Raw genomic sequence first — 26,165 nt, forward strand, 5'->3', positions numbered from 1 at the left:
ACCCGCTGCGACGGGTCGTCACGGCGACCTGCGCCCTCCCACCTGCGACCGCTTCTGACAAGAGTTGCACCGATCTGGACAATGGACGGGGTGACCGATGGACCCCTGATCGTGCAATCCGACAAAACCCTGCTGCTCGAGGTCGACCACCCCGATGCGGCGGCGGCCCGTGCGGCGATCGCGCCGTTCGCCGAACTCGAGCGTGCCCCCGAACATGTGCACACCTACCGGGTGACTCCGCTCGCCCTGTGGAACGCGCGCGCCGCAGGCCACGACGCCGAGCAGGTGGTCGACGCCCTCGTCAGCCACTCCCGCTACGCGGTCCCGCAGCCGCTGCTGATGGACATCGTCGACACGATGGGCCGATTCGGCCGCCTGCAGCTGGTCAAACACCCAGCACACGGCCTGACCCTGATCAGCCTCGATCGCGCCGTGCTCGAAGAGATCATGCGCAACAAGAAGATCGCCCCGATGCTCGGCACCCGCCTCGACGACGACACGGTGGTCGTGCACCCGTCTGAGCGTGGCCGGCTCAAGCAGGTCCTGCTGAAGGTGGGCTGGCCCGCCGAGGATCTCGCCGGTTACGTCGACGGCGAAGCCCACCACATCGAACTCGATCAGGACGACTGGCATCTGCGTGACTACCAGGAACTGGCCGCCGATTCGTTCTGGGCGGGCGGATCGGGTGTCGTGGTGCTGCCCTGCGGCGCCGGCAAGACGATGGTCGGCGCCGCCGCGATGGCCAAAGCCGGTGCCACCACCCTGATCCTGGTGACCAATACGGTCGCCGGGCGTCAGTGGAAACGTGAACTCGTGGCCCGCACATCCCTGACCGAGGACGAGATCGGCGAGTACTCCGGAGAACGCAAGGAAGTCCGTCCGGTCACCATCGCCACCTACCAGGTGATGACCCGGAAATCGAAGGGCGAGTACAAGAATCTCGATCTGTTCGACTCCCGCGACTGGGGCCTGATCATCTACGACGAGGTGCACCTGCTGCCCGCGCCGGTGTTCCGGATGACCGCCGACCTGCAGTCACGGCGCCGGTTGGGCCTGACCGCGACCCTCGTCCGCGAGGACGGGCGCGAGGGCGACGTCTTCAGCCTCATCGGGCCGAAACGCTATGACGCACCGTGGAAGGACATCGAGGCCCAGGGCTGGATCGCGCCCGCCGACTGTGTCGAGGTGCGGGTGACGCTCACTGACGAGGAGCGCATGCAGTACGCGGTCGCCGAGGCCGAGGAGAAGTACAAGCTCTGCTCCACCGCACACACCAAGGTGAATGTGGTGAAGTCGATTCTGGCCCGGCACAAGGATTCTCCGACGCTGGTCATCGGTGCCTACATCGATCAGCTGGAAGAGTTGGGCCGCGAGCTCGACTCGCCGGTGATCCAGGGCTCCACCAAGAACAAGGAGCGCGAGGTCCTGTTCGACCAGTTCCGCAAAGGTGAGATCCGGACCCTGGTGGTCTCCAAGGTGGCCAACTTCTCGATCGATCTCCCGGAGGCATCCGTCGCGGTCCAGGTCTCCGGCACCTTCGGTTCCCGCCAGGAGGAGGCGCAGCGCCTCGGCCGCCTGCTCCGTCCGAAACGTGATGGCGGGCAGGCGCATTTCTACTCGGTGGTCTCCCGCGACACCCTCGACGCCGACTATGCGGCGCATCGGCAGCGGTTTCTCGCCGAGCAGGGCTACGCCTACCGGATCACCGACGCAGACGATCTACTCGGCCCCGCCATCGGCGAGGAATCGGCGGGCTGACCTGCCGGTGACTCAGGTGGGTTCGGCGAGGCAGTAGCCGACCGGCTTGGGCAGCGCGAAGTAGACGGACAGCTGGTCGGTGGAGCAGGACGGCTGTCCGTTGCTCCGCTGATCGACGCGGACGATCTCGGTGCCTGCGGCCTTGGTGGCCCCGCACCCGAGCTCCTTGTAGTCCGACAGCGACGCACTCGGCATCCCGCCGACCGGGATCTGGTAACACTTGCCCTGCGTCAGGTTCGGTGACAGGCACAACTGTTCGCCGGTTTCCTCGCCGTCGCGCATCCAGTAGAGCCGGGAGTAGTCCTGGCTGGGGCACGTCGCTCCGGTGACCTTCTGCGCCACGTAGAAGGTGAACTTGCTCGTCGAGGAGCAATCCGCCTTCCGCGCGTGCACGTCACCGCCCTGTCCGCTGCCGGTGACCGAGACACAGTCACCCACCGCGACGTCGCCGGTGTCGGTGACCGAATCGCGGGCGATGAAGCCGACCACCCCGATGATCGCCATCAGAAGGACGGCCACGATACCGACGACCCACCACAAACGCTTGCTCGACCGCTTCGGCGGCGGTGCCGCGTACGGATACGGGCCCGGATACGGCTGGCCGCCGGGAAACTGCTGGGCACCGGGGTACGGCTGCGCGCCCGGGTATTGCGGAGCACCCGGATATTGCTGGGCGCCCGGGTACGTCTGAGCACCGGGATATGGTTGTTCCCCCGGGTACGGCTGAGCACCCGGATACTGCTGGGCACCCGGATACTGCTGGGCACCCGGATACTGCTGGGCACCCGGATAAGACTGCGCACCCGGATAAGACTGGGAGCCGGGACCGGGTTGGGCACCGGGATACGGCTGGGCACCTGGATAAGGCTGAGCGCCGGGATTGGGCTGAGCGCCGTAGTACGGCTGTTCCCCCGGATACGGCTGAGCAACGGCGCCCGGCTGGGCACCCGGGTACTGCTCGCCGCCTGGCGACGGTTGCGCTCCGGCCGGGCCCTCACCACTGCCCTGGGGCTGCTCGGGATCCGCGTCCTGCGGCCCCTGCGGTGAATCCGGGTTCGGCGGTACGGGCGGGGTGGTCATAGTCGCAGATCGTACCGCCGCCCATGACGGCCGTGACGATGCCATCTGCACGCATGACCCCCGATGTGTCAGCCTTGAGCGGTGCGCACCGTTTCCCGCCTCCGCCCCTTCGGCACCACGATCTTCGCCGAGATGTCCGCGCTCGCGGTCGAACACGATGCGGTCAACCTCGGGCAGGGTTTCCCCGACACCGACGGTCCCGCGTCGATGCTGACGGCCGCACAATGCGCGATCGCCGAGGGACACAACCAGTACCCACCCGGGATCGGCGTGCCCGAACTCCGGTACGCGGTGGCCCGGCACCAGCGGCGACATTACGGACTGGACTACGACCCGGACTCGGAGGTGCTGATCACGGTCGGCGCAACCGAGGCGATCGCCGGAGCCGTCGTCGGACTCGTCGAGCCCGGCCGTGAAGTGGTGATGGTGGAGCCGTACTACGACTCGTATGCCGCCACGGTCGCGATGGCGGGCGGCATCCGACGCACCGTTCCGCTGATCGCCGACGGCGACGGCTTCCGTCTTGACCGGACCAGGCTGGCGGACGCGTTCGGCCCCTCCACCGCGATCATCCTGGTGAACTCACCGCACAACCCCACCGGAACGGTCCTCCCCGACGACGATCTCGCCGAGATCGCGCGGCTGTGCGTCGAACACGACGTGGTCGCGGTGACCGACGAGGTCTACGAGCACCTGCTCTTCGACGACCGGGTCCATCGACCGCTCGCCACCTTTCCCGGCATGCGTGACCGAACCCTGCGGATCTCGAGCGCCGCGAAGACGTTCAACTGCACCGGGTGGAAGGTCGGGTGGGTCAGCGGTCCGGCCCAGTTGGTCGCGGCCGCCCGCTCCGCCAAGCAGTTCATGTCGTATGTGGGTTCCGGACCGTTCCAGCCCGCGGTGGCCCGCGCGCTCGACGACGAGATGGACTGGGTCCACGGATCCGCGCAGCGACTGTCCTCGGCGCGCGATCTGTTGTCGGACGCCCTCCGCGACACCGGCTTCGACGTCCACCGAAGCGAGGCAGGCTATTTCGTGTGTGCCGATCCGCGACCGCTCGGCTTCGACGATGGTGTCGCATTCTGTCGGATGCTGCCCGAGCGGATCGGTGTCGCGGCCGTTCCGGTGAGCGCGTTCGTCGACGACGTCGAACCTTGGCGACACCTCGTCCGATTCGCCTTCTGCAAGCGCGAGGACGTCATCGCCGAAGCCGCGCAACGACTTCGACAACTCTGACGTTCCATCCCCGGGTTCCCACCAGCCGACCGGGCACCGCCACCGACCGATGGCCGACGCAGTGCTTTCGGTGCGCCCGATCAGCGGAAAGTTGCGCCCGATCGGCGGTGCTGTCAGCGCAGCGCCGGCATGACCTCGTTGACGAACAAGTCGAGGCTGCTGCGGTCGTGCGCGATGTCCGGGAAGTAGAAGATCCCATAGGACATCCCGAGGTCGACCAGGGCGGACAGGTTCTCGATCACCTGCTCCGGCGTCCCGACGGCAGGCATGCCGCGATAGGCCGCCATGCTCCCCGCGGCCGCCTCCAGATGGACGAATTTCGCCAGCCGCTGCTCGAGGGCGTCGAGCCGACGCTCCACCTCGGCGGCCGTCTCGCCGATCACCACGTTGTAGTTGGCCGAGCGCACGATCGATTCGTAGTCTCGACCCAGGTCGGCGCAGTGTTGTTGCAGCACAGATGATTTGTGCGCGAAACCCTCGGCCGTTCCGTCGAAGTTCGTGTAGTCGGCATACTGCGCGGCGATCCGCAGCGTCTTCCGCTCGCCACCCCCCGCGATCCACAAGGGGATGCGCCCGGCGACCGGCTGGGGTGCGCAGATCGCGTCGTCGACCTGGTAGTGGACACCGTCGAGACTCGCACGTCCGGTCTCCCAGGCCTGTTTCATGATCGCCACCCCCTCGTCGAGCCGAGCGAGTCGCACCCCGGCAGACGGGAAGCCATAACCGTACGCACGCCACTCCTGCTCGTACCACCCGGCGCCGATCCCCATCTGCACTCGACCACCCGAGATGAGGTCAGCGGTGGCCGCCACCTTCGCCAGATACATCGGATTCCGGTAACTCATCGCCGTGCACATCTGCCCGATATCGACGCGGGACGTGGTGGCCGCAAAGGCGGACACCAGGCTCCACGCCTCGTGCGTGGCCTCGTCGGTCGGCGTCGGCACCGTGTGGAAATGGTCGTAGACCCAGATCGAATCCCAGTCCGTCTCTTCGGCTGTCGTGGCCAACGACGACATCACCGACCACTGATCTGCGGGCGCGATGCCGGTGAGATCGAGACGCCAACCCTGTGGAATGAACAGTCCGAATCTCATGGCCCCACGCTACCCGCGCCGGCCATGGCCCAGCGCCTTCGGTGGGCACTAGACTCGAGTGCATGCCCGACCCGAACGGAGTCGGCGACAGCTAGGAGATCGACGACGACGGGCAGGGTCCGCAGCGAGCGGGTCACGGTAACCCGCGCCCGAATCATGTCGACTGCCGAGCGACTCTTCGCCGAGCAGGGTGTTTCGACTGTGTCCAATCGTCAGATCAGCGAGGCCGCCGGCCAGGGCAACAACTATGCCGTCGGATATCACTTCGGTGGTCGGCTCGAACTGGTCCGGGCCATCCTCGAACTTCACAACGCCGAGATCGAACCACTGCGATACGCAATGGTCGACGCACTCGGACCGGAGGTCGAGATACGCGACTGGATCGGTTGTCTCGTCGCGCCGCAGACCGACTATCTGGGTTCGCTCGGGACGCCCACCTATTTCGCCCGGTTCTGTGCGCAGATCACGATCGACCCGAAGTTCGGGACGCTCCTCTACGATCAGGCAGTCGCATCCAGCGGACTGATGGCCGTTCTCACGGGCCTGTACTCGTCGCTACCCGCGATCCCCGCCACCGTCCTGGAATCGCGAGACACCATGGCGCGCAACATGATCCTGCTGACACTGGCCGATCATGAGCGGTCCCGGGCGGCCGGCGAGGCGACCGGGTCGTGGTCGGACGTCGGCGATCAGCTCATCGACGCGCTCGTCGGTATCTGGCTGGCGCCGGTGACGCACACCCCGGAGTGACGAGGCGAACCGGCGCAGTAGCCAACCGGAGCAGGGGCGTCGACCCGCCGAGGACCCCCACATCCCCGGAAGTCCGACGCCCCCGACACGGTCCCCCGACCTAGACCCCGGAGCCCCCCCCCCCGGTCCCCGGGGTCCGGCCTATTCAACCACTATTCAGTCACCTGACTCAATACATCGAGCGAGTTTTCTCGCCATTCGGCGACGAAGTCGACTCAGTGCCGCACGGCGACGGCACGGAGCGCACCGGACTCGGTGCCGACGATCAGCAGGTCCGGGCGGCCGGGACGCTGCGCGATGGCCGTGACCGGCTGACCGATGCCGGCGACGCAGACACCATGCGTCGGGAGATCGACGGTGGCGATCTGCCCGGTCGTCATCGTGACCGCCAGCGTGCGGCCGTCGAGCGCGACCAGGTCGTCGAGTACGCCGGGGAAGGGCCGGGTCACGTCGGCGGCGACCGACACCGCGCCCGGATCACCGATCGGCACCCGCAGGATCCGTCCGGTGAGACTCATCGTCAATGTGACGTACAGACTGTCTCCGAGAACGACGATCCCATTGGTGCTCGTGCCGTTCACGGTGCGGGACACTGCGAGATTCTTCGGAGCCCGACGTGACCATGCCGTGTCGATGGCTCCACGCCGGTCGATTCGCAGGACCCCGAAGTTGCCGTCGGCGACGTAGTGCATCCCGGCGGCGTCGAAATCCATTCCGTTCGGCATGCCCAGGCCCGTGGCGAACACCTGCACCGCCGGCCGAGGCCTTGAGGGATCCAACCGGACGATCGTGCCGGTGCGCGGTGATCCCGGAACCATGTTGAGCGTGGTGTCCCCCGAGGCGATGTAGAGCAGGCCGTCGGGTCCGGTCCGGATGGCTCCGGGAGCGACGACATGCACTGCCGCGGTGCGACGTCCGGCACGATCAAAACGTTCGACCGTGTTGTCGAGCACCCGCGACACCCAGAGGTTGCCGTCGTCGTCGAAGGTCAGGTTCTCGGCCCAGCCTGCGACACCCGGCGACTCGGCCGCAGTGGTGACCGACACCGCAGGGCACCGAGGAGCGGCCGCCGCCTGCGCGCCGACGAACAGCGGCACGATTCCGGCGATCACCACCACCACGACACCGACGACATGAATCCGGCCCACCTTCATCATCGGATCACCCCTCATTTCCGCGGCGGCCGGCGACGCTCCGGCGCTGTGCAGGTCAGAGGCTATCCGACCCGACACTCCCCGGATAGGTGCACGACATGCACCAACCCGGAAAGAAACAAGCAGTCTGGACTGTTTCTTTAAATCCCGCTACTCTCCATCACCATGACCGAGCCGACAGCACCGGTGACGCGCACCCAGGCGCAGCGCACCGCCGCCACCCGGGAGAAGGTGCTGGACGCCGCCGTCGACGCACTCGTCGAGCTCGGGTACGGCGGGACGACGACGCAGGAGGTCAACCGGCGTGCGGGTGTGTCCCGCGGCGCGCTGCTGCACCACTTCCCGACCCGCGAGGCGCTCGTCGTCGCTGCCGTATCACATCTGGTGGATCGCCGGCTGACCGAACTCCTGAACCGCCCCCGCACCGGCGACGAGGACATCGAGATTGTCGTCGAAGCGTTCAGTGGTCCACTGTTCGATGCGGCACTGGAACTCTGGGTGGCCGCGCGCACCGACCGCGGGCTTCGCGAGGCGATGATCCCCCTCGAGCAACAGGTCACCGACGCACTCGCCGCCGGATGCGCCGACCTCTTCGGCGACCGCTACACCCCCGCAGAACTCGAGCTCACCGTGGAACTCGCACGTGGACTTGCTGTTTCCCGAATTCTCCGAACCGCCGATGCCGACCGGGCGCTCACCACCCGACTGCTCCCAGTGTGGAAGGAACTCCTCGACCGCCATGCCTGAACATTCCGAACGCGCCGAGCCGGCCGAAGACGTCGACATCCTGATCGTCGGAACCGGATTCGGCGGACTCGCCGCCGTCCATCGCCTCCGTGCAGACCACCCACGGCTCACCATCAGGGTGATCGAGCGAGCCGCAGGCCCCGGCGGGGTCTGGCGCGACAACGACTATCCGGGTGCGGCCTGCGACGTGCCGACCTCCCTGTACTCGCTGTCCTTCGCCGCGAACCCGGAGTGGTCACACACCTACGGCCGGCAGCACGAGATCCGCCGCTACCTCGAAGCGGTTGCCCACGACCACGCCGACGTCATCCGGTACAACTGCCCGCTCACCGCGGCGTCCTGGGATGACGACACCGCTGTCTGGATCGCCGAGACCGGCCTCGGCACCATCCATGCTCGCCACCTGGTGGCCGCCCCCGGCGCCCTCTCCGAGCCGGGCGTCCCCGACCTGCCCGGGTCGGACCAGTTCGGCGGGACGGTGTTCCACACCGCACGGTGGCGTCACGATCACGACCTCACCGGCCGCCACGTCGCGATCGTCGGCAGCGGGGCGTCCGCCGTCCAGGTGGTGCCCGAGATCGTCGACCGGGTCGCGCATCTCACCGTCTTCCAACGCACGCCCGCCTGGGTCGTCCCGCGGATGGACCGGACCATCGGCCCCGTCGAACGTGGCACCTATCGCGCCCTGCCGATCAGCCACACGCTGATCCGCCGACTCACCTATCTCTATCGGGAGGCCTACGTCTTGATGATGGCCCGCCACCCGCGGCTGCTCCCGGCAGCCACCGCACTCGCGAAGGTGCAACTGCGCCTCCAGGTCCGCGACCGTGGTCTGCGGCGGCGACTCACCCCCGACTACGCCATCGGGTGCAAACGGATGCTGCTGACCAACAAGTGGTTTCCGGCATTGCAGCGCGACAATGTGACTCTGACCGGCGCCATCTCCGGACTCGCCGACGGCGCGGCGGTCGATGCCGACGGCTCCGAGCATCGGGTCGACACGGTCATCTTCGCCACCGGCTTCACTCCCACCACGCCGCCGATCGCCACCATCCTCCGGGGCCGCGACGGCCGGACGCTCGCCGACACCTGGGCCGGTTCACCGAGCGCCTATCGTGGCGTCGCGATACACGGCTTTCCCAATCTGCACCTGATGTACGGGCCCAACACGAATCTCGGGCACAGCTCCATAGTGCTCATGCTCGAACCGCAGGCGTACTACATCTCGGCCGTGCTCGAACACCTTCGAACGCAAAGCCGTTCGATCGTCGAGGTAACTGCCGACGCGCAGCGCCGGTATACGGACCGGATGGACGCCGAGCTCGCCGGGACCGTATGGAACTCGGGCGGCTGCTCGAGCTGGTACATGGATTCCTCCGGACGCAACTCGGTGATGTGGCCGACATTCACCAAGGACTATCGAAAGATGATGTCGCAGTTCGATCCGGCCGATCATCTGATTGCCGGCGCACCGGACGCGGACATCACGCCGACGGCCCCGGCCACCGTGGGCGTCGTTCGATGATCGGCTGCCCCACCGCCGGTCCATCCGGCACCGATTTCGACGTCATCGTGATCGGGTCCGGGTTCGGCGGCTCGGTCGCCGCACTCCGGCTGTCCGAGAAGGGTTACCGCGTCGGCGTCCTCGAAGCCGGCAGGCGATTCGCCGACGACGAACTCCCCGCGACGAGCTGGCGGCTCCGCGACTATCTCTGGGCGCCGTTCCTCGGATGTTATGGCGTGCAACGGATGCACCTTCTCCGCGACGTCCTGGTGATGGCCGGCGCCGGCGTCGGCGGTGGTTCGCTCAACTACGCGAACACGCTCTACCGACCGCCCGCGTCGTTCTTCGGCGATCCGCACTGGGGCGCCATCACTGACTGGGCGGGCGAACTGAGCCCCTACTACGACCAGGCCGAACGGATGCTGGGCGCCACCACGTACCCGCATGTCACGCCGTCCGATGACGTCATGCGTGAGGTCGCCGCGGAATTCGGCGTCGAGGAGACCTTCGTCCCGACGCCGGTGGGCGTCTTCTTCGGGGAATCCGGAGTCACCAGCCCCGACCCGTTCTTCGGTGGCGCCGGCCCGGCACGCACCGGCTGCACCGAGTGCGGGGCATGCATGACCGGATGCCGGGTCGGGGCGAAGAACACCCTGGTGAAGAACTACCTGTATCTCGCCGAACAGGCGGGCGCACAGATCATCCCGATGACCTCGGTGCATGCCGTCCGTCCCAGCGCCGAGGGTGGCTACACGGTCGGGACCCATCGCACCGGACGCCGTCGGCGGGTACGTACCTACACCGCGGACCAGGTGGTCTTCGCGGCCGGTACCTACGGCACCAACAAACTTCTCCTCTCGATGAAGCAGTCCGGAGATCTCGCCGGCCTCTCGGATCGTCTCGGCCAGGTCGTCCGCACCAATTCGGAGGCCGTACTGGCAGCGACCGCACGCGACCGCACAGTCGATTACACGCAGGGCGTGGCGATCACCTCCTCGTTCCACCCGAATGCGCACACCCATATCGAGCCGGTCCGATACGGCAAGGGCAGCAACCTCATCGGTCTCCTTCAGGCGGTACTCGTCGACGGCGGCGGGCGGATGCCGCGGATACTCAAGGCGATCGGGGCGATGCTCACACATCCGGGTGCCGCACTCCGTTCGCTGTCGGTGCGGCACTGGTCGGAGCGCACGATCATCGCATTGGTGATGCAGACCGCCGACAACTCGATCGAACTCTTCGCCCGACGAGGCCGCCTCGGCCCTCGTCTGCGCAGCCGAGCCGGAGCCGGGGACCCACCGCCGCGGTGGATCCCCGAGGGACATCGGGCTGTCCGGTCGGTCGCCGACCGCATCGACGGCGATGCGGGTGGCTCCGTCGTCGACCTCCTGAACATCCCGATGACAGCGCATTTCCTCGGCGGGTGCGCCATCGGGACCGACTCGCGGACCGGCGTCGTCGACGCCTATCACCGGGTGTTCGGCCACCCCGGGCTGCACATCGTCGACGGTTCCACGGTCTCGGCGAATCTCGGCGTCAACCCGTCGCTCACCATCACCGCCGCGGCGGAACGGGCATTGGCCATGTGGCCCAATCGCGGTGAACAGGACCAACGCCCGGAACCGGGCACGGCTTATCGACCGGTGGAGCCGGTGTCACCGAATTGCGCGGCCGTCCCGGACGGCGCCCCGGGCGCCCTGCGTCTGCCGATCCGTCTCCCTATCAGCCCCGTCCGTCGTCACGCCTGATCCCGCGAATCCCAGGAGCACCAGAATGTGGAGTGTTGTCGAGTCCCGCACTGATCGTGATATCTGGCCGATGAGCCCGCCGGCGCCGTGGCCTGCCTCCGTCCGCGCCACCCTCTGGTGGCACCGGGCCACCGACGACGCCCGGTCGCTGGCGATCTCCGACGCCAAGACCATTCCGGTCACGGTGGGGATGATGGTCGACTACCTCGATTCGCCGGTCGGACCATATCGCGAGGTTCTCGCCAGCCCGGTGCTGCTGGCGCCGAGCCGACGACTCGGACCTCTTCCGCGGCTGCACGTCCCGTTCATCGCGGTGGATTCGGAGACCTCCGTCCACGGTGGTCGCGTCCATTGGAGGCTGCCCAAGGTGATGGCGGCGTTCAACGGGGAGGCGACATCGGAGATGGTCGCCAACGGGGCGGACTGGTCCGTGCACGCCATCGCCCACGCGCTACCGGTGACGCTGCCCATCGCCGGTGCGCTCGGCTTCGCGCAGCCGATCAGCAGGGAAGGCGGACCGGTCGATTTCCTCCGCGCGACGGCGACCCTCGCCGGGACCTTTCGTCCCGCACGCGTCGACGTGGTCCTCACCGGGCCCACGCTCCCCACCTGGCTGAAGGCGGGTACGCATACGGGGATCACGGTCACCCGCGGCCGGATGTCGACCGGCCGCGGGCGGCGCTGCTGACCCGTCTCCTGTCGTCAGAAGTACTGTTGTCCTCAGAAGTACTGCGCGCCACCGTCGATCGAGATGTGTTCGGCCGTGATGAACTTCGACTCGTCCGAGGCGAGGAACGCCACCACATTGGCGATCTCGTCTGCCTCGGCGACGAACTGGTTCAGGAACGTCATACCCATCCCGGCCAGACGCGGGTTGGCCGCGTTGGTCTCCTCGATCCGCGCCACCATCTGGCCGGATCCCATAGGCGTCGCGACCGCTCCGGGATGGATGCTGTTCACCCGGACGTTGTGGTTCCCGAGTTCGGCGGCGAAGGCCCGCGTCATCCCGACCAGCGCGTGCTTGCTGGTGGTGTAGTGGACCATGAACGGCTGCATCTTCTTGCCGGCAAACGAACTGGTCAGGATGATAGAGCCGCCACCTCTCTCGATCAGATGATGTGCAGTTGCGGTCACCGTGTTCCACGCCCCGATCACGTTGATGTCCATGGTGTCGCGGAAGCTGGTAGGGGTCACCTCGTCCCACGTCTCCGGGATGCAGATGCCCGCATTGGCCACCGCGATGTCAAGCCCACCGAAAGCGGAGACACCCTCGTCGACAGCGGCTTTCAACTCGTCGAGGTCCCGCACATCACAGCGGACGAGATGCGCCTTCGAGCCCTGTTCCTCGACGAGCCGGCCGGTCTCGTCGAGGTCGGCTTGCGTTGCCGGGTCGTACGGCACGCCGGGCAGCGGCCCCGCGAGGTCCACACCGATGATCTGCGCGCCCTCACCCGCCAGCCGAACCGCGTGGGCGCGACCCTGGCCACGCGCGACCCCTGTGATGAACGCGACCTTGTTGTCGAGACGTCCCATGGCAGAACTCCTTTCGTGACGCGTCGGCACCATGCCGCCGCCGTCGAAGCAGATGTGATGCGTGACCGACCTAGAGCGGCAGGCCCTGTTCCAGCAGGTCGATGGCTTCCAGCAGTCCTCGCAGGAGCTCGTCGTCGGCGAGGTCGTCGGACCGGGCGAAGTGGAACATCACCCCACCGGCCGCGGCGATGAACACCCGCAGCCGGAAGTCGTCGACGGTCTTACCGGTGTATTCCGCGAAGAAGTCCGTCGCCTCGGAGATCGCCCGGTCGGATTCGATCTGGTACGCGGTGCGCAGGACCGGTTCGGACTGGATCAGACGCATCCTCTCGGTGTTGCTTGCCCAGTCGTCGCTGTTGCCGATCTCGAACAGATCGGTCACCAGTCGCCGCACGAGGTCGAAATGCCCGAGCCCCGGGGGGATGGCGGCGGTCGCCGCATCCCTGGCCTCCTCGAGGTCGTCGGAGATGACCACCTGTTCCTTCGACGCGAAGTATCGGAAGAACGTCGTATGGGAGACCTCGGCCTCACGGGCGATCTGTTCGACGGTGGTCTGCGTGTAACCCTGTTCGGCGAACAGTCGCATCGCCGCCTCACGAATCGCCTTGCGGGTACGGATCTTGTTCTTCTCCCGCAACCCGATGCGACGCCCCGGGCCGACGCCCGGGGCCGTCGTCGGTGTGGCCATGCTCCCGACCTCCTCGAATCAGCTCGCCGAACCCACTGGCTCCCGCGGTGTCGACTCGGTGTCGGAGGCAGGCAGCCCGCGGTCGCGGACGGCTCCGCCCTCGATGTCGAAGTCCACCACGAGTCGATCCAACCATCTCGGGAGGCCCCAGGCGCGATCTCCGAGCAACGCGATGATCGCGGGCACGACCATCATCCGAATGATGAAGGCGTCGAAGGCCACCGCGACCGCCAATGCGAAACCGAGCATCTTGGACGTCGTGTCCGGGGACAGCATGAACGCGGCGAACACGCTGATCATGATGATGGCCGCGGAGGTCACCACGCGCGCACCGTGCCGATAACCGGCGACGATTGCGTCCTTCGCCGACAGCCCGTGGATGTATTCCTCTCGCATGCGCGTCACCAGGAACACCTGGTAGTCCATGGCAAGGCCGAAGACCACCCCGATCAGGAAGATCGGCAGGAAGGAGAGGATCGGCTGCGTGTGGCTGATCAGCCCGAAATTGCCTTCCTGGAAGATCGCCACCGTCACGCCGAACGTCGCCAGCACCGAGAAGATGAAGCCGACGGTGCCGATCAACGGCACCCAGATCGACCGGAAGACCGCGATCATGATCAGGAACGCCAGGCCGACCACCACCACGAGATACGGGATCAGCGCCTTGTCGAGCTTGGCCGACAGATCCGACATGATGGCCGTCTGCCCGCCGACGTGCAGCTGGGCACCCGCGGTCTCCACGACCGGCGTGTAGTCGCGGATGTGCTCCATGAGCTCGTGGGTGGCCCCGTCCGACGGTGCGCTCGTCGGCGTCACCGAGATGAGCGCGGTGTTCGCGCCGACCTGAGGTTGCGTCGCGCCGTTGCCGACCCAGGTCAGGGTGTTGGTGTTGGCGACGTCGGGGAGCGTCTTGATGTGCTCGACGGTCTGCGCGGCGGCCGCGGTGACGTCACCGTTGTCGGTGTGCACCACCACCAGCAGCGGACCGTTGATGCCCTCACCGAAGCCGCGCTGCAGCAGCGATTGGGCCGCCGCCTCGTCGTCGGTGGTCATCGACATCCCCAACTCCAGCTTGGTGGCCGGGATCGCGGCCAGCACGAGGACGGCCAGGCCCGCGATGATGAACGGCAGTGGACGCTTGACGACGGTCCGGCCGAACTTCACGCCGACGGTCTCGGACGTCTCGGACGGCTCGGCATGTTTGATCCACGGGATACGCGGAGCGAAGGCGAAGCGCCCGACGGCGCCGAGCAACGCCGGGATCAGCGTCAGTGCGGCGAGAACCGCCACGGCGACGGCGATCGCCGCGCCCATACCCATCTGGGTGATCAGCGGGATACCGACGACCATCAGCGCCACCACCGCGATGATCACGGTCAGCCCGGCGAACACCACCGCCGAGCCGGCGGTGCCGACTGCTCTGCCCGCGGCGTCGGCGGCGCTCCCCCCGCGCTTTCGTTCACTGCGATAGCGCGACACGATGAACAGTGCGTAGTCGATCGACACAGCGATGCCGAGCATCGTGACGATTCCGGTTGCCGTCTGGTTGATGCTCATGAACTTGGCCCCGAGGGTCACCAGCATGATGGTGATCATCACGCCGAGCACGCCCGTGACGAGCGGGATGAATGCGGCGACAAGCGCACCGAAGGCGACGATCATCACCACGAAGGCGACCGCGAAACCGATCAGTTCGGCCTTGCCCCCCGCCTCCTGCACCTGCATCAGGGAGCCCGTCGCCTCCACCTGCAGTCCCCCACCACGGTGGTCGGCGAGGATCTCTTTGAGCTGGTCCTTCTGATCGACCGTGAGGTCCATCATCTCGATGCCCTGCCGGACCTGGATCAGGCCTACCTTGCCGTCGTCACCGAGAACGGACGAGGCGAGCGCCGGTTGCGCCTTGGCCACCGCCGTCGGATTCACGACGGTGTTGCCATCGGACAGCTGGGGCAGCTTGTGCAGATCATCGACCAGCGCATCGATCTGCGACGAGTGCGCCGACAGTCCGTCGTCGGCGGCCACCAGGACACTGGTCGATGCCTGTGACTGCTGTTTCATCACATTCGGGAAGTACTTCTCGACCTGCGATGTCGCGGTTCCCGAATCGGTGCCGGGAAGGCTGAAGTCCTTCGCGAACTTCGGGCTCAACGCGCCCACGAGCCCGGCGACCGTCACGGCGGCGAGCAACCAGACCGCGATCACCCACCACTTGTGCCGGAAGGAGAACCTCCCGACTCGGAACAACAACGACGCCATCGTCTTCCCTTCGCACGAGCCGAACAGACAGAGGTCACCAAAGTGTTAGTGACTTCCACTTGTTACTGAATACCGAAAGACTCGGCTGTCCGCCACCACGAAATGGACATTTGTGGCGGACCCCTCGGTGCCACCCGGCTGCGATGCACATCATCGAACACATGTTCGCATCGTGCGGTAGCCTGTGAGCATGACTGCGGGCATCCAGCGTTCGCTCTTCGATCAGCAGTGCGACCAGACGAGTATCGGGGATCTCGACCGGACCACGCGTCGCGTGCTCACCGATGGCGCGTGGGTCGATCTCCGGCCCGGCTGGATCGCGGGCTCCGATCTGCTCTTCGACTCGCTGCGCGGGGAGGCCGACTGGCGCACCGAACGCCGGCAGATGTACAACCGCGTCGTCGACGTCCCGCGCCTCGTCGCGACCTACCTCGACGCGGCGTCATTCCCCGATCCCCTGCTCCGCGAGGCGCGTGAGCGGCTATCGCGGCACTATCGCGACGAACTGCCCGAGGGTTTCGCGACCGCCGGACTGTGTCTCTATCGCGACGGTTCCGACAGTGTCGCCTGGCACGGCGACCGGATCGGCCGCGGGTCGACCGAGGACACGATGGTGGCCATCGTCTCCCTCGGCTCCCCGCGTCCGCTGATGTTGCGGCCGCGCGGTGGCGGCTCGTCGGTGCGGTTCGTGGTCGGGCCGGGAGATCTCCTGGTGATGGGTGGGAGCTGTCAGCGAACGTGGGAACACGCGGTGCCGAAGTCGCCCGGCGTCGGTCCCCGCATCAGCGTGCAGTTCCGGCCACCCGGCGTCTGGTAGCGCCGGGATCCGGCAGACCCGACATCGATCCAACCCGATATCCTCCTCATCCTGGTCGGATGGTTGAATCGGGGGCGTTGTCACCGCCCCGGGGCCGAGCCGAAAAGAGAATCATGATCCGAAAGTCTGCCGCCGTCGCCGTTCTGGCCGCCGCCGCGATCGCCACCGCCGCCGCCCCGGCAACCGCCGGTCCACTGGACACTCTCTTCGGCAGCGCGGGCGCGGGGAGCTCGGGGTCGGGCAGCTCCGACCTCCTGAACGCCGGCAGCTCCGCTCTCGGATCGTCGAGCTCGAAGCCGCAGCACTATGGCAAGCTCGGCCGCCCGGATGCGACCAATGGCGTGAAGTCCATCAACGTGTGGACGTATGCGCCCAAGGCACAGGCGATCTCGCCGGGCGTGTACCCGAAGAACTCACAGCTCGGTGTCCGGTGGAACTCGACCATCGACGCCGGCCCCGTGGTCGACGGCAACCAGTGCCGGATGGAGATCCGCCTCTCGGGACCGAGGGTCCCGAAGAAGGCGCAGCTCACCAAGACACAGGACTGCACCTCGGCGAAGTCGTTCCTCCTGCGCGCTCCGGGTTCCTATGGGATCAGCGTCACCGACACCATCTCCGGAGCCTCGAACTCCATCAAGTTCGACGTCCAATAGCCCCGGCGCCGACACACCGTCGTCAGAGCGCGAAGCCGATGCCCGTCAGCTTCTCCGACGTCGCCCACAGACCGTCGCGGATGGCCTTGTCGTCGGCACGCTTGCTGTAGCCGGAGATCCCCGGAGCGCCGTGAGCGCCGAACATCTGAGTCGGACCGTAGAAGGTGCCGTTCGTGACATCGGGTGACGTCGCGGCGTACAACGACGGCAGCGCGCCGGCGGCGGCCGACTGCGCGAACACCTTGTTCGCCGCGTTCATGAACACATCCTCGACTGTCCCCGACCTGCCTTGCAGTTCGGTTGCCGCGTAGCCGGGATGGGCGATCAGGGACGCCGTCGCGGAGCCGGCGGCGGCAAGTCGTTGCGCCAGTTCCTTGCCGAACATGAGGTTGGCCATCTTGGCGTCGCCGTACGCCCGCCAGCGCCGATAACGTCGCTTGTCCCAGTTGAGGTCCCCGAGATCGATACGCCCCATCTGATGCATCGTCGACGACAGCGTCACGACCCGGTCGGCGATCTTCGGCAAGACCAGCGCGGTCAACGCGAAGTGGCCGAGATGGTTCGTGCCCATCTGCATCTCGAAGCCCTGCGCCGTACGGTCGAGCGGGATCGCCATCACGCCGGCGTTGTTGATCAGCACGTCGGCGCCGGTGAGACCGTCGGCGAAGGCACGCACCGAGTCGAGATCGGCGAGGTCGAGTTGCGCCACGGTCGCCGCGGATCCGATCTCCCGCGCCACCACATCGGCCTTCTGCGCGTTACGACACGCGAGGATCACCTGGGCGCCGGCCGCCGCCAGCGCCTTCGCGGTCTCCGCACCCAGCCCGCTGTTGGCGCCGGTGATGACCACCGTGCGCCCGGACTGATCCGGGATGTCCGATGTCGACCAACCACTCATGTGCTCACGACCCCCTACTCGGCGAATGATGCAGTCCACGCTATTGACGTCGCCGATGGCCGTCAACGACCGAGGAACTGGGACGGCAGGCGCATCATCCCGGACAGTCCCACGCGGCGTGCCGGCCGCAGCAGGCCGGACAGCACCCCTCCGACGGACGGGGTCGCCGGTTCGACGACCATTGCCGCCGGGGCGAACACCTCGGTCGGCCGCGGCCGACCGCGCAATGTCCGTGTGCCCACCGAGCTCCACTCCTGCGCCTCGTCACCGGCCGCACCGACGGCCCCATCACCGGCGAGGACCGGGACGGCGGATGTCTTTGCGAGCTCGGACAGCCGCGCACATTCGTTGACCGGATCACCGATGACGGTGTACTCGTAGCGGTGTTCGGCACCCACATTGCCCGCGAACGACATCCCGTAGGAAACCCCGATCCCCCACCGGACGGGCAGTTCTTCGAGCCGAACGGCCAGATCCCGCGCGGCCGCGAGGGCCTCGGCTGCCGGATCGTCGATGACGACCGGCACTCCGAACACCGCGAGTGCGGCGTCACCCTCGAACTTGTTGACGAACCCGGAATGGTTGTCGACCACATCGGCGACGATGGTGAAGAAGCTGTTCAGCAGTTTTACCGTGGCCTGCGGATCCTGCTGGGCCGCAATCGACGTCGACCCCACGATGTCCACGAACAGCACACCTACGAGGGCGTTGGTGCCGTGCATGCCGACCCCACGCTCGAGCGCGAGTTCGGCAACCGTGTCCCCGACGTGGCGGGCGAACAGTTCGCGCATGCGTTCCCGCTCGTCGAGTCCCTCCACCATCTCGTTGAAACCGTGTTGCAGGACACCGAGTTCGGAGGAATCGTAGACCGCCACCTGGGCCGAGAGGTCGCCTTGCTCGACACGTTCGACAGCTCGCCGCAGATCGATGAGCGGGTCGGCGATGGCTCGGCCGACGAGGACCATGACGCGGGCGCCGGATGCCAGACCGACGATGGCTAGTACCACGGTGGCCCAGTCGACGGGGCCGACGGCCGGTGGCAGCATGCCCGTCCACCGCCCGATGTTGATGATGAGCAGGCCGACCATCGGGACCGCCGAGCTCACCGCCCAGACCGCGATCATCCTCGTCTGCACGCCGTGCATCACATGCTGTGCCGGCGCGTCCTGCAGCGCGACCACCGACAACGGCCGTGCCGCGCGCTCGGCGAACACGTAGGTGATACACGAACTCGAGAAACCCGCCAGCATGAATGCCACCGCGACACCCACCACGGTCTTCTCGGTGAGCTCGTTGGCGGCGAGGACATAGGAGAGGACCGCAGCGGACCACGCGACCAGGGTGGTGATCACCTGATAGCCGGGGATGCGTTGCACGGCACGACGTCGGGCGCGGTCAGCGGGACGCCCGCTGACGAACCAGCGCAGCTGTGGGCGGAACACCGAGAGTCCCAGGACCACATTGATTCCCAGCCCGATCACGATCGCGATCACGACCGCGGGGAAGTTGGGGGCGCCGAGCGTGGTGTCGAAGTTGAGCTGGCCCCCGTTGAAGGCGAGTTGCACGAGGAGAAAGGTCTCCACACCGACGACACAGTTCGTGATGCTGATCGCCATGGCCGCCGCCGCAGTGGCCCATCGAGCCATCCGCGCGCGTTCGGTCGCGGTCAAGTTGGCCCAATGCTGCGAGATCGGTGCGCTGATCCGGCCCCACAACAATGAGGGCACATGGACTCCGCCCCACGACCCGACGGTGTCGGACCAGGGGCCGCGTGGTCGCACCATACGGCCACCTCCCTGCCCAGCGGCGTAGTGCAAGCCTACCGAACGCCGCGGTGGCGCCGAACACGAAAACGGGAGCCGATGCCGCGCGGGTCTCGCGCGGCATCGACTCCCGTCAGAGGTCTACCGGAGGTGACTCCGGTGCCGAGGTCAGGCAGCCGGGATCAAGCAGGCTGGCCGGCCTCGATCTCGAGGGTGATGGTGACCTTGTCACCGACGACGACGCCGCCGCCCTCGAGAGGTGTTTCGATGTCGATGCCGAAGTCCTTGCGGTTGAGCACGGTCTTGGCCTCGAAACCGGCGACCGGGCCGTTGCCCATGCCGGGGCTCACACCGTTGAACTCGAGCTCGAGGTCCACGGTCTTGGTGACGCCGCGGAGGGTGAAGTCGCCGGTGAGGACGTAGTCGTCACCCTTGGGGGCGACAGAAGTGGAGACGAAGGTGGCCTTCGGGAACTTCTCCGCGTCAAAGAAGTCGGCGGACTTGATGTGTCCGTCGCGCTGCTCGTTGCCGGTGCTGATCGAGGTGACGTCGATCTCGGCCTGCACGGCAGGGGTGCCGTCCTCGGCGATGGTGATGGTGCCGGAGAAGGTCTCGAAGTTCCCGCGGACCTTGCTGACCATGAGGTGCTTCACGGAGAAAGCGACGGCGGAATGGGTCGGGTCGATCGCCCAGGTGCCGGCGGCGATGGGAGCGGTTACGGCTGTGGTCATGGTGACAAATCCTCCAAGTGGACGGTGATCGGTATTCGGTCTGTCGGCGTGGGCCTTCGCGACCCATCACACGTTCAAACGGACCGTGGTCCGATTCAATTCCCCGGTTCTGGAAATTTTTTTGAAAAAATCAGCGCCAGGCGAAAACCGGCTGTTCAAAGCCATCGACACGGGTGGATCTCCCCCGGAGGACGACCTCGGCGAACTGGTAGATGACCGCCGCGGTGGGCGCATGGACCAATGCGCCGACGATCGGGAGCTGGATGACCGGACGATCCGATTCGGGGATGGTGAGGAACCGGGGCTCGACCATCAACTCCTCGAGTGTGACGAAGAACAACTGCGCCACCTCTTCCGGACTGGGAGTCGGTTCGGTCTCTTCTTCGGCCCAACAGACGACCGGAGTGATCACGAACCCGGATCGGGTCGGGTAGTCGTCGAGCATGCCGAGCACGCTGTCGGCAGGTAGTTCGACGCCGATCTCCTCGTGGAGTTCCCGGAGCGCGGCGGTCGGCGGATCTTCCCCCGGGTCGAGTCGGCCGCCCGGCAGGGCGTACTGCGCCGCGTGCCGACGCATCGTCGCGGGCCGCTTGGTCAGCCAGATCCCATGATGGCCGCCCTTCTGGGCGATGGTGATCGCGACAGCCGCGGCACGGGCATCGGCCACGTCCGCCACCCGTCGTTCGAAACCAGAGATCCGGGCGGTCACGGACGCGCGATCAAGAGTGCTCACGGTCTCAGTTGATCATGTCGACGTCGCCGGGAATCCGCGGCATGACCCTTGTCACCAAGAATGTTAGAATCTAACATTCTTGGTATGTCGCAGGCCGGCAAGGCTCAGCGCACCCGCGAGAGGCTCGTCGGTGTGGCATTGGAGCTGTTCGCCACCGACGGGTTCGAGAACACCAGCGTCGCTCAGATATCGCGGGCCGCGGGCGTCACGGAGATGACGTTCTATCGCAACTTCCCCAGCAAAGAAAGAGTGGTGCTCGACGACCCGTTCGACCCTGCGATCGCCGCCGCGGTGGCACGCCAGCCTCGCGACGTCCCCGCCCTTGTCGCGGTCGCGCGCGGCATCCGGGCGGTGTGGTCCAGCGAAGGCACCGCCGAAACCGACCGGATCCGCGACAGGTTGCGAGTGATCGCGTCGTCACCGCGGCTGCGCGTCGCCATGGCACAAAGTACGGCGAGGACAGAGATGGCGATTCGCGACGCGTTGTGCGCACGGGGAGTCGACTCCCTGGACGCCGACGTTGCCGCGGCATCCGCGATCGGCGCACTCAATGCGACCCTGATGTCCTGGGCACAGCGGACGGACGAACCGATCGGCGCCGCCATCGGGCGCGCTCTCGGGATCCTGGAGGGCGCCCGATGACCACTCCCCGGATCGCGGTGCGCGACGTCACCCGCGAATTCGGTGACGGAACGGGCGTCCGCGGCGTCACCACGCAACTGGACCCCGGCGAGATCGTCGCGCTCGTCGGGCTCAACGGCGCAGGCAAGACCACCTTGATGCGCGTTCTGTTGGGCATGCTGGTGCCGGACTCGGGCATCGTCGAGTTCGACGGGCAACCGATCGACCGGGTGGCGCGATCGGCGTGGGCAACGGTCGGCCATCTCGTCGAGTACCCACTCACCTACGGCGAGCTCACCGCGCGGCAGAATCTGATCCTGTCGGCCCGGCTGCATTGGGCACAAACAGATGTGGTCGAGAATGCAATGGTCGAGTTCAACCTCACCCGATACGCCGACAAGCGCGCACGGAAGTTGTCCCTGGGGAACCGACAGCGCCTGGGACTCGCGTCCGCCCTCCAGCATCACCCGAAGCTCGTCATCCTCGACGAACCGACCAATTCCCTGGATCCGTCCGGCGTGATCCTGCTCCGAGATGCGTTGCGCCGCAGCGCAGCATCAGGAGCTGCGGTCCTGGTGAGCAGCCACCATCTCGATGAGGTCGCACGGATCGCCGATCGGATCGAGGTGCTCAACTCCGGCCGCCTGATCGGACGGCTCGCGCCGGGCAGCGCTGATCTCGAACGCGTCTTTTTCGACACCGTCCGGGCCGACGATGAACGGGAAGGCCGATGAGGGAAGCGCTCTACGCCGAGACCGTGAAGCTCGCGCGTGCCTCGGTGGGGCGGGCGGGCACCCTGCTGCTCGGAGCGGGAACCGCGGTACTGGCCTGCGCCATGCCTCTGGCCGCGCACAGTGGCGACCCCCGGATGCTCGACAAACTCGGCGCGGCCGGAGAGCGAAGTTGGACAGGCCTGCTGTCCGGCGCGGCGCAGATCACCGGGGCCGGCGCACTTCTCGGATTCGGCGTCGTCCTGGCCTGGATGTTCGGTCGGGAATTCGTCGACGGAACGATCACCGGCCTGTTCGCGCTCCCGGTGTCACGACCGATGATCGCGACCGCGAAACTCGTTGTCTACCTGGTTTGGGCGGTCGTCACCAGCGCACTGATCACGCTCACCCTCCTCGTCGGCGGGCTGGTATCCGGGCTGGGTCTTCCTCCCGCCGAGACCCTTCCCGGCCTGGGACGCCAGTTCGCGCTCGGCGTCATGACAGCCGTCTGCGCCCTGCCCGTGGCATGGGTGTCGACGGTCGGCCGATCGGTCCTCGTCGGTGTGGTCGGTGCGATCGGGATCGTGATCGCGGCTCAGGTCGCGACGATCGGCGGGGCGGGCGGGTGGTTCACGATCGCCGCCCCGACACTATGGGCGATCTCGGACGGCGTGGACGTGACCAGGTGGCAATTGGCGCTGCTGGCCCCACTGATCCTCGTGTCGACCGTGTTGACCTTGCTGACCTGGCGGCGGCTGCAACTGACCCGGTGATCGGTGCTCACACTCTCAGTTGATCGGATTCGCCGTGTGCATCCGACGCCTCGACCTGCAGGCCGAGGTGGTAGGTCATCACCGCGAGCGCGAAGAGCCCGATGGCGAGATTGGACAATGCGCCGAAGCCCTCCAGCGCGAAGTCCACGAGGGCGTTGGTCAGGGTGAAGACCAGCGCCGCCAGCCGGAGTGAGCGAAGTGGCCACACGCGGGCCGTTCGCCTACGCGCGAGCATGGCGGGCAACGTCAGAGCCAGCGTCAGCACGCCGCTGATGAACAGAATCCACGCCGCATGGCCGTTGCGGCTGACCTCGAAGTACAGGTCGGAATCGCGGGAGTCGAAGGAGAAGGCGAGCACCCCTGCGACGAACGTGAGCGCCGAGCTCACCACGAGCAGCCAGCCGACCACGGTCACCCATCGTGGACTGCGAAACATTCCGGGGATCAGAGCGGTGGCACGGTCGCGCAGCCGCATCAACCGGTCCGGCGCGTCCTGTCCCGCATCGAGAAGGGCCCGGATGTGGTCAACTACCGCGGGGTCGGCACCCTTCCCGGCAGCGAGGTCCAGGAACTCGGCCGCCTGCCGACGTCGTCGGCCAGGGACGCCGTGCGAGATGCCGTCGGCGGCGATCGTGGCCGCGTTGGCCATCGCCTCCGCAGCCGTCGGCTTCTTGATGTCGCGGACTACCCGGCTGATCAGCAGTACGACCACCACCAGGACGTACATGATCTCGGCCGCCGGGCCGTAGAAGTAGTCGTTGTCCTTGGTGACGAACTTGCCCACCTCGTCGAGGAAGAGTCCGAACCCGACACCACCCACCACGATCGTCGCAATGCGAATCGCCGGACCGAGGAACAGCCAACCCGCCACGAGTGCGAGCATCATCAATGCACCGCCCCACAGCGCGTGCGCGATGTGTAGCGTGCCTCCTCCGACCTGCGGGTATCCGGTCAGCTGCAAGTACAACCGGGTGACCAGGATCGTGGCGATCGCGACGATCAGGAACCACTCCACCGCCGCAGTGCCGTAGATGCTCCGGATCACCACCGCAGTGGTGCGCGACTGTCGCGATTCGGTCATGGTCGAAAGTATGGCGAGCCCGACCGCCCGATCCACCCTGTTCGTCGCAATCCACCTTCGTATGGTTCACAGGTGAATTGCGGCAGTCGAGGTGGATCACCGTCAGGAACCGCACACCGTCTCGTCAGCGCCCGCTGAACGCCGCCAGCCGGGTCGAGACCTGCTCGGGCCGCCCGTCGTTCTGTCGCTGCGCCGCGGTCAGCACGTCGATGTGGTTGTAGCCGTGCAGTGTGACCGGGACGTCGGTGGGATTGTCCGACGCTCCCAGGCCGAGGCCACCGTCACCCTGCAGTGTGAGTACGGGATTGCGTTTGACTCCGTCGCGGTAGAGGTAGTGGGCAGCGATCGCCGGAGCGGTCCCCTGCACGAGGTCGGTGTTGATCGCCATCGGGAAATACCATTCGGTGAAGTCGAGTGGCGGCTCGGACAGGCTCCGCACCAGTTGCGCGATTGACGTCACCTCTTTCGACGGGTCGGTGTAGGCGTTCGGGGTGACCTCGTCGTAGTCGTCCCACGTGTAGACGACCCTGGGGTCGCCGTACACCGAAGGCGCAGCCTTGCGGTCGGGCCCGAACACGCTGCCCAGTGCCGGCGCGGCGGCGACGACCCCGTTGGGCACCGGGAAGGACTTGTCCTGCACCGGCCCATGATCGATGAATCCGACACTCGCCTGTAGGAACCCGAGCGGCTGTGAGTTGTCGTCGAGCAGGGCCCCCACGACGGCGTCGTTGGTGGCATACAGGTCGCGGATACTCGGTGATCCGGTGGCGGCCATCAGCGGATCCTTCGACAGCAGCGCCCGCAGGGTGGCATCGATGTTGGGGTTCTGCGGAAGGCGGGAGACGAGATCGTTGACGCCGTCGGGGTTCAGGCGCGCGGCGAGGCCGGCGATCGCGAGCAGATTGGTCGTCTCGGGATTGATGACCGCAGGCAGCCGTAGCACCGGATAGAAATCGGTGAGCTCGCCGGAGGCGGCCGCGAGCGGCGCCGCGAGTGCGGCTGGTATGTCAGGGGTGTCGACGCCGCGGATCGGGTTGGGACCGCCGGCCTTGATGACGGTGTCGAGCGCGAAATAGCCGGAGCACTGGTTGAATCCGGCATCACCCGTCGTGGCACGATTGCCGTCGAAGTCCCAGTTCGCGAAGTACCCGGTGATGAATCCGCCGAGTGAATGTCCGCCGCACAAGACTTTCCGCTTGCGAGCCGCCTGGTCGGGGAACTCGCGGCGGAGCACGTCGTACTCGTCACGCAGCGTCTGTTCGAGCCCCACATCACCCAGCCACGCGGTGGCCGAACCGTCGGCGTAGCCGCCGAATCTCCGCCCGTTCACCGGCGATCCGTGGAAGTAGTAGTCGGTCGCGATATCGAGCTTCTTCGCCGCGAGCGCCGCCTGGGTCCCGGTGTGGTCCTCGAGGCAATTGGATCGGCGATCGAGCGCCCAGAACTCGATATGACGTCCCCGCGCCGCCGCCGCGGAAACGGTGTTGCGCGCCACGGATTCGAACGCCCCGGCTCCTTCGAAGATGCCGGGTTGGGCGACGAGGACGCGGTCGGCATCGACCGATCTCGCCGGCCCGTCGGTTGAGCGGTACCGGAGGTAGGAGAGGCGATCACACGCGGCGGGATGAGCCTTCGCGGTCGACGGCAGCGGCACCCTGAGACTGATCACCGACGCGATCACGTCGGTCACCGGCGACGACGACGCGATCCGATGCTCGGTCCGGCTCGGTGACGGTTCACCGGCCGCCATCGGAACATCGGCGGTCTGCCCGACCATCGCACCGACCAGCCCGGAAACCGCGATCGCCAGCGCCCATCGCACAGATACCTTCAT

24 protein-coding genes are annotated in these 26,165 nt (G+C 66.9%); 12 read left to right on the plus strand and 12 right to left on the minus strand.

The genetic code is table 11. From position 1 onward, the window contains the following. Positions 1-90: 90 nt before the first annotated feature. Positions 91-1,758, plus strand: a complete 1,668-nt coding sequence (locus ACLQ3I_RS14550) for a DNA repair helicase XPB (RefSeq protein WP_425789014.1) — start codon at positions 91-93, stop codon at positions 1,756-1,758. A gap of 12 nt (positions 1,759-1,770) precedes the next feature. Here ACLQ3I_RS14550 and ACLQ3I_RS14555 read toward each other — a convergent pair whose 3' ends face one another. Beyond that, on the minus strand, positions 1,771-2,838 hold the full coding sequence (locus ACLQ3I_RS14555; RefSeq protein WP_425789016.1) for an LppU/SCO3897 family protein: 1,068 nt from the start codon (positions 2,836-2,838) through the stop codon (positions 1,771-1,773). An 81-nt stretch (positions 2,839-2,919) separates the two neighbouring features. On the opposite strand from ACLQ3I_RS14555, the gene ACLQ3I_RS14560 reads away from it, so the two are divergent. Further along, positions 2,920-4,074, plus strand: coding sequence for a pyridoxal phosphate-dependent aminotransferase (locus tag ACLQ3I_RS14560; protein WP_425802693.1), 1,155 nt, complete (start codon positions 2,920-2,922; stop codon positions 4,072-4,074). Positions 4,075-4,187: 113 nt separating this feature from the next. On the opposite strand, the gene ACLQ3I_RS14565 is transcribed toward ACLQ3I_RS14560, so the two are convergent. After that, positions 4,188-5,171 (minus strand): LLM class F420-dependent oxidoreductase, encoded by a 984-nt coding sequence (locus ACLQ3I_RS14565; RefSeq protein ID WP_425802696.1) that lies wholly within the window; start codon positions 5,169-5,171, stop codon positions 4,188-4,190. A gap of 201 nt (positions 5,172-5,372) precedes the next feature. On the opposite strand from ACLQ3I_RS14565, the gene ACLQ3I_RS14570 reads away from it, so the two are divergent. Continuing rightward, entirely contained in the window at positions 5,373-5,921 is a 549-nt protein-coding gene (locus tag ACLQ3I_RS14570) for a TetR family transcriptional regulator (RefSeq protein WP_425802698.1), read from the plus strand. Between the two features lie 215 nt (positions 5,922-6,136). Here ACLQ3I_RS14570 and ACLQ3I_RS14575 read toward each other — a convergent pair whose 3' ends face one another. Next, a complete protein-coding gene (locus ACLQ3I_RS14575; RefSeq protein WP_425802701.1) occupies positions 6,137-7,078 on the minus strand; it encodes an SMP-30/gluconolactonase/LRE family protein in 942 nt (313 codons plus the stop codon). Positions 7,079-7,240: 162 nt separating this feature from the next. On the opposite strand from ACLQ3I_RS14575, the gene ACLQ3I_RS14580 reads away from it, so the two are divergent. From ACLQ3I_RS14580 to ACLQ3I_RS14595, 4 genes are read left to right on the plus strand one after another with little or no spacing between them, the layout of a single operon-like run. Further along, positions 7,241-7,822: a TetR/AcrR family transcriptional regulator gene (locus ACLQ3I_RS14580; RefSeq protein WP_425789026.1), complete on the plus strand. Its 582-nt coding sequence runs from the start codon at positions 7,241-7,243 to the stop codon at positions 7,820-7,822. Beyond that, on the plus strand, positions 7,815-9,347 hold the full coding sequence (locus ACLQ3I_RS14585; protein WP_425802703.1) for a flavin-containing monooxygenase: 1,533 nt from the start codon (positions 7,815-7,817) through the stop codon (positions 9,345-9,347). Before ACLQ3I_RS14580 ends, ACLQ3I_RS14585 begins: the two co-directional genes overlap by 8 nt. Beyond that, the gene (locus ACLQ3I_RS14590) at positions 9,344-11,074 is read left to right on the plus strand and encodes a GMC oxidoreductase (protein ID WP_425802706.1); all 1,731 of its coding nucleotides are present in this window, start codon (positions 9,344-9,346) and stop codon (positions 11,072-11,074) included. Before ACLQ3I_RS14585 ends, ACLQ3I_RS14590 begins: the two co-directional genes overlap by 4 nt. 25 nt (positions 11,075-11,099) lie before the next feature. After that, a complete protein-coding gene (locus ACLQ3I_RS14595; protein ID WP_425789031.1) occupies positions 11,100-11,762 on the plus strand; it encodes a hypothetical protein in 663 nt (220 codons plus the stop codon). A gap of 32 nt (positions 11,763-11,794) precedes the next feature. Here ACLQ3I_RS14595 and ACLQ3I_RS14600 read toward each other — a convergent pair whose 3' ends face one another. From ACLQ3I_RS14600 to ACLQ3I_RS14610, 3 genes are all read right to left on the minus strand, one after another. Continuing rightward, on the minus strand, positions 11,795-12,607 hold the full coding sequence (locus ACLQ3I_RS14600) for a mycofactocin-coupled SDR family oxidoreductase (protein ID WP_425802708.1): 813 nt from the start codon (positions 12,605-12,607) through the stop codon (positions 11,795-11,797). A gap of 70 nt (positions 12,608-12,677) precedes the next feature. Then, positions 12,678-13,295 (minus strand): TetR family transcriptional regulator, encoded by a 618-nt coding sequence (locus ACLQ3I_RS14605; RefSeq protein ID WP_425802710.1) that lies wholly within the window; start codon positions 13,293-13,295, stop codon positions 12,678-12,680. 18 nt (positions 13,296-13,313) lie between these two features. Then, a complete protein-coding gene (locus tag ACLQ3I_RS14610) occupies positions 13,314-15,551 on the minus strand; it encodes an MMPL family transporter (RefSeq protein WP_425789036.1) in 2,238 nt (745 codons plus the stop codon). Positions 15,552-15,741: 190 nt separating this feature from the next. Here ACLQ3I_RS14610 and ACLQ3I_RS14615 point away from each other — a divergent pair, with 190 nt between their 5' ends. Then, on the plus strand, positions 15,742-16,368 hold the full coding sequence (locus tag ACLQ3I_RS14615) for an alpha-ketoglutarate-dependent dioxygenase AlkB (protein ID WP_425789038.1): 627 nt from the start codon (positions 15,742-15,744) through the stop codon (positions 16,366-16,368). Positions 16,369-16,481: 113 nt separating this feature from the next. Continuing rightward, positions 16,482-17,021, plus strand: a complete 540-nt coding sequence (locus tag ACLQ3I_RS14620; protein WP_425802712.1) for a hypothetical protein — start codon at positions 16,482-16,484, stop codon at positions 17,019-17,021. Positions 17,022-17,043: 22 nt separating this feature from the next. Here the strand turns inward: ACLQ3I_RS14620 and ACLQ3I_RS14625 are convergent, their stop codons facing one another. The 4 genes from ACLQ3I_RS14625 to ACLQ3I_RS14640 all read right to left on the minus strand — a co-directional run bounded on the left by ACLQ3I_RS14625 (position 17,044) and on the right by ACLQ3I_RS14640 (position 21,146). Next, positions 17,044-17,919, minus strand: a complete 876-nt coding sequence (locus ACLQ3I_RS14625; protein ID WP_425802715.1) for an oxidoreductase — start codon at positions 17,917-17,919, stop codon at positions 17,044-17,046. A 62-nt stretch (positions 17,920-17,981) separates the two neighbouring features. Next, positions 17,982-19,703 (minus strand): adenylate/guanylate cyclase domain-containing protein, encoded by a 1,722-nt coding sequence (locus tag ACLQ3I_RS14630; RefSeq protein ID WP_425789044.1) that lies wholly within the window; start codon positions 19,701-19,703, stop codon positions 17,982-17,984. Positions 19,704-19,864: 161 nt separating this feature from the next. Beyond that, complete coding sequence (locus tag ACLQ3I_RS14635) at positions 19,865-20,413, minus strand: YceI family protein (RefSeq protein ID WP_425789045.1); 549 nt, start codon at positions 20,411-20,413, stop codon at positions 19,865-19,867. 130 nt (positions 20,414-20,543) lie between these two features. Beyond that, positions 20,544-21,146 (minus strand): NUDIX hydrolase, encoded by a 603-nt coding sequence (locus ACLQ3I_RS14640; protein ID WP_425802717.1) that lies wholly within the window; start codon positions 21,144-21,146, stop codon positions 20,544-20,546. 84 nt (positions 21,147-21,230) lie between these two features. Here ACLQ3I_RS14640 and ACLQ3I_RS14645 point away from each other — a divergent pair, with 84 nt between their 5' ends. The 3 genes from ACLQ3I_RS14645 to ACLQ3I_RS14655 are packed head-to-tail and all read left to right on the plus strand — an operon-like array spanning position 21,231 to position 23,250. Then, positions 21,231-21,788 (plus strand): TetR/AcrR family transcriptional regulator, encoded by a 558-nt coding sequence (locus tag ACLQ3I_RS14645; RefSeq protein ID WP_425789048.1) that lies wholly within the window; start codon positions 21,231-21,233, stop codon positions 21,786-21,788. Beyond that, complete coding sequence (locus tag ACLQ3I_RS14650) at positions 21,785-22,501, plus strand: ABC transporter ATP-binding protein (RefSeq protein WP_425802719.1); 717 nt, start codon at positions 21,785-21,787, stop codon at positions 22,499-22,501. Before ACLQ3I_RS14645 ends, ACLQ3I_RS14650 begins: the two co-directional genes overlap by 4 nt. After that, complete coding sequence (locus ACLQ3I_RS14655; RefSeq protein WP_425802721.1) at positions 22,498-23,250, plus strand: ABC transporter permease; 753 nt, start codon at positions 22,498-22,500, stop codon at positions 23,248-23,250. Before ACLQ3I_RS14650 ends, ACLQ3I_RS14655 begins: the two co-directional genes overlap by 4 nt. Before the next feature lie 7 nt (positions 23,251-23,257). Here the strand turns inward: ACLQ3I_RS14655 and ACLQ3I_RS14660 are convergent, their stop codons facing one another. Together ACLQ3I_RS14660 and ACLQ3I_RS14665 are read right to left on the minus strand one after the other, a co-directional pair. Next, positions 23,258-24,298 carry a hypothetical protein gene (locus ACLQ3I_RS14660; protein WP_425790475.1) on the minus strand — a complete coding sequence of 347 codons (1,041 nt, stop codon included), beginning with the start codon at positions 24,296-24,298 and terminating at the stop codon, positions 23,258-23,260. 157 nt (positions 24,299-24,455) lie between these two features. Beyond that, a complete protein-coding gene (locus tag ACLQ3I_RS14665) occupies positions 24,456-26,165 on the minus strand; it encodes a hypothetical protein (protein ID WP_425802723.1) in 1,710 nt (569 codons plus the stop codon).

Origin of the sequence: Gordonia sp. DT101, from assembly GCF_049844895.1 — a bacterium.
Lineage (GTDB): Bacteria > Actinomycetota > Actinomycetes > Mycobacteriales > Mycobacteriaceae > Gordonia.

What these genes read in the sequence shown, in the direction of transcription:
- ACLQ3I_RS14655 (WP_425802721.1), top strand. Translation starts at nt 22,498, where the DNA reads ATGAGGGAAGCGCTCTACGCCGAGACCGTGAAGCTCGCGCGTGCCTCG.
- ACLQ3I_RS14575 (WP_425802701.1), bottom strand. Translation starts at nt 7,078, where the DNA reads ATGATGAAGGTGGGCCGGATTCATGTCGTCGGTGTCGTGGTGGTGGTG.
- ACLQ3I_RS14555 (WP_425789016.1), bottom strand. Translation starts at nt 2,838, where the DNA reads ATGACCACCCCGCCCGTACCGCCGAACCCGGATTCACCGCAGGGGCCG.
- ACLQ3I_RS14590 (WP_425802706.1), top strand. Translation starts at nt 9,344, where the DNA reads ATGATCGGCTGCCCCACCGCCGGTCCATCCGGCACCGATTTCGACGTC.
- ACLQ3I_RS14630 (WP_425789044.1), bottom strand. Translation starts at nt 19,703, where the DNA reads ATGGTGCGACCACGCGGCCCCTGGTCCGACACCGTCGGGTCGTGGGGC.
- ACLQ3I_RS14645 (WP_425789048.1), top strand. Translation starts at nt 21,231, where the DNA reads ATGTCGCAGGCCGGCAAGGCTCAGCGCACCCGCGAGAGGCTCGTCGGT.
- ACLQ3I_RS14565 (WP_425802696.1), bottom strand. Translation starts at nt 5,171, where the DNA reads ATGAGATTCGGACTGTTCATTCCACAGGGTTGGCGTCTCGATCTCACC.
- ACLQ3I_RS14615 (WP_425789038.1), top strand. Translation starts at nt 15,742, where the DNA reads ATGACTGCGGGCATCCAGCGTTCGCTCTTCGATCAGCAGTGCGACCAG.
- ACLQ3I_RS14580 (WP_425789026.1), top strand. Translation starts at nt 7,241, where the DNA reads ATGACCGAGCCGACAGCACCGGTGACGCGCACCCAGGCGCAGCGCACC.
- ACLQ3I_RS14665 (WP_425802723.1), bottom strand. Translation starts at nt 26,165, where the DNA reads ATGAAGGTATCTGTGCGATGGGCGCTGGCGATCGCGGTTTCCGGGCTG.
- ACLQ3I_RS14595 (WP_425789031.1), top strand. Translation starts at nt 11,100, where the DNA reads ATGTGGAGTGTTGTCGAGTCCCGCACTGATCGTGATATCTGGCCGATG.
- ACLQ3I_RS14635 (WP_425789045.1), bottom strand. Translation starts at nt 20,413, where the DNA reads ATGACCACAGCCGTAACCGCTCCCATCGCCGCCGGCACCTGGGCGATC.
- ACLQ3I_RS14620 (WP_425802712.1), top strand. Translation starts at nt 16,482, where the DNA reads ATGATCCGAAAGTCTGCCGCCGTCGCCGTTCTGGCCGCCGCCGCGATC.
- ACLQ3I_RS14625 (WP_425802715.1), bottom strand. Translation starts at nt 17,919, where the DNA reads ATGAGTGGTTGGTCGACATCGGACATCCCGGATCAGTCCGGGCGCACG.
- ACLQ3I_RS14585 (WP_425802703.1), top strand. Translation starts at nt 7,815, where the DNA reads ATGCCTGAACATTCCGAACGCGCCGAGCCGGCCGAAGACGTCGACATC.
- ACLQ3I_RS14650 (WP_425802719.1), top strand. Translation starts at nt 21,785, where the DNA reads ATGACCACTCCCCGGATCGCGGTGCGCGACGTCACCCGCGAATTCGGT.
- ACLQ3I_RS14600 (WP_425802708.1), bottom strand. Translation starts at nt 12,607, where the DNA reads ATGGGACGTCTCGACAACAAGGTCGCGTTCATCACAGGGGTCGCGCGT.
- ACLQ3I_RS14610 (WP_425789036.1), bottom strand. Translation starts at nt 15,551, where the DNA reads ATGGCGTCGTTGTTGTTCCGAGTCGGGAGGTTCTCCTTCCGGCACAAG.
- ACLQ3I_RS14605 (WP_425802710.1), bottom strand. Translation starts at nt 13,295, where the DNA reads ATGGCCACACCGACGACGGCCCCGGGCGTCGGCCCGGGGCGTCGCATC.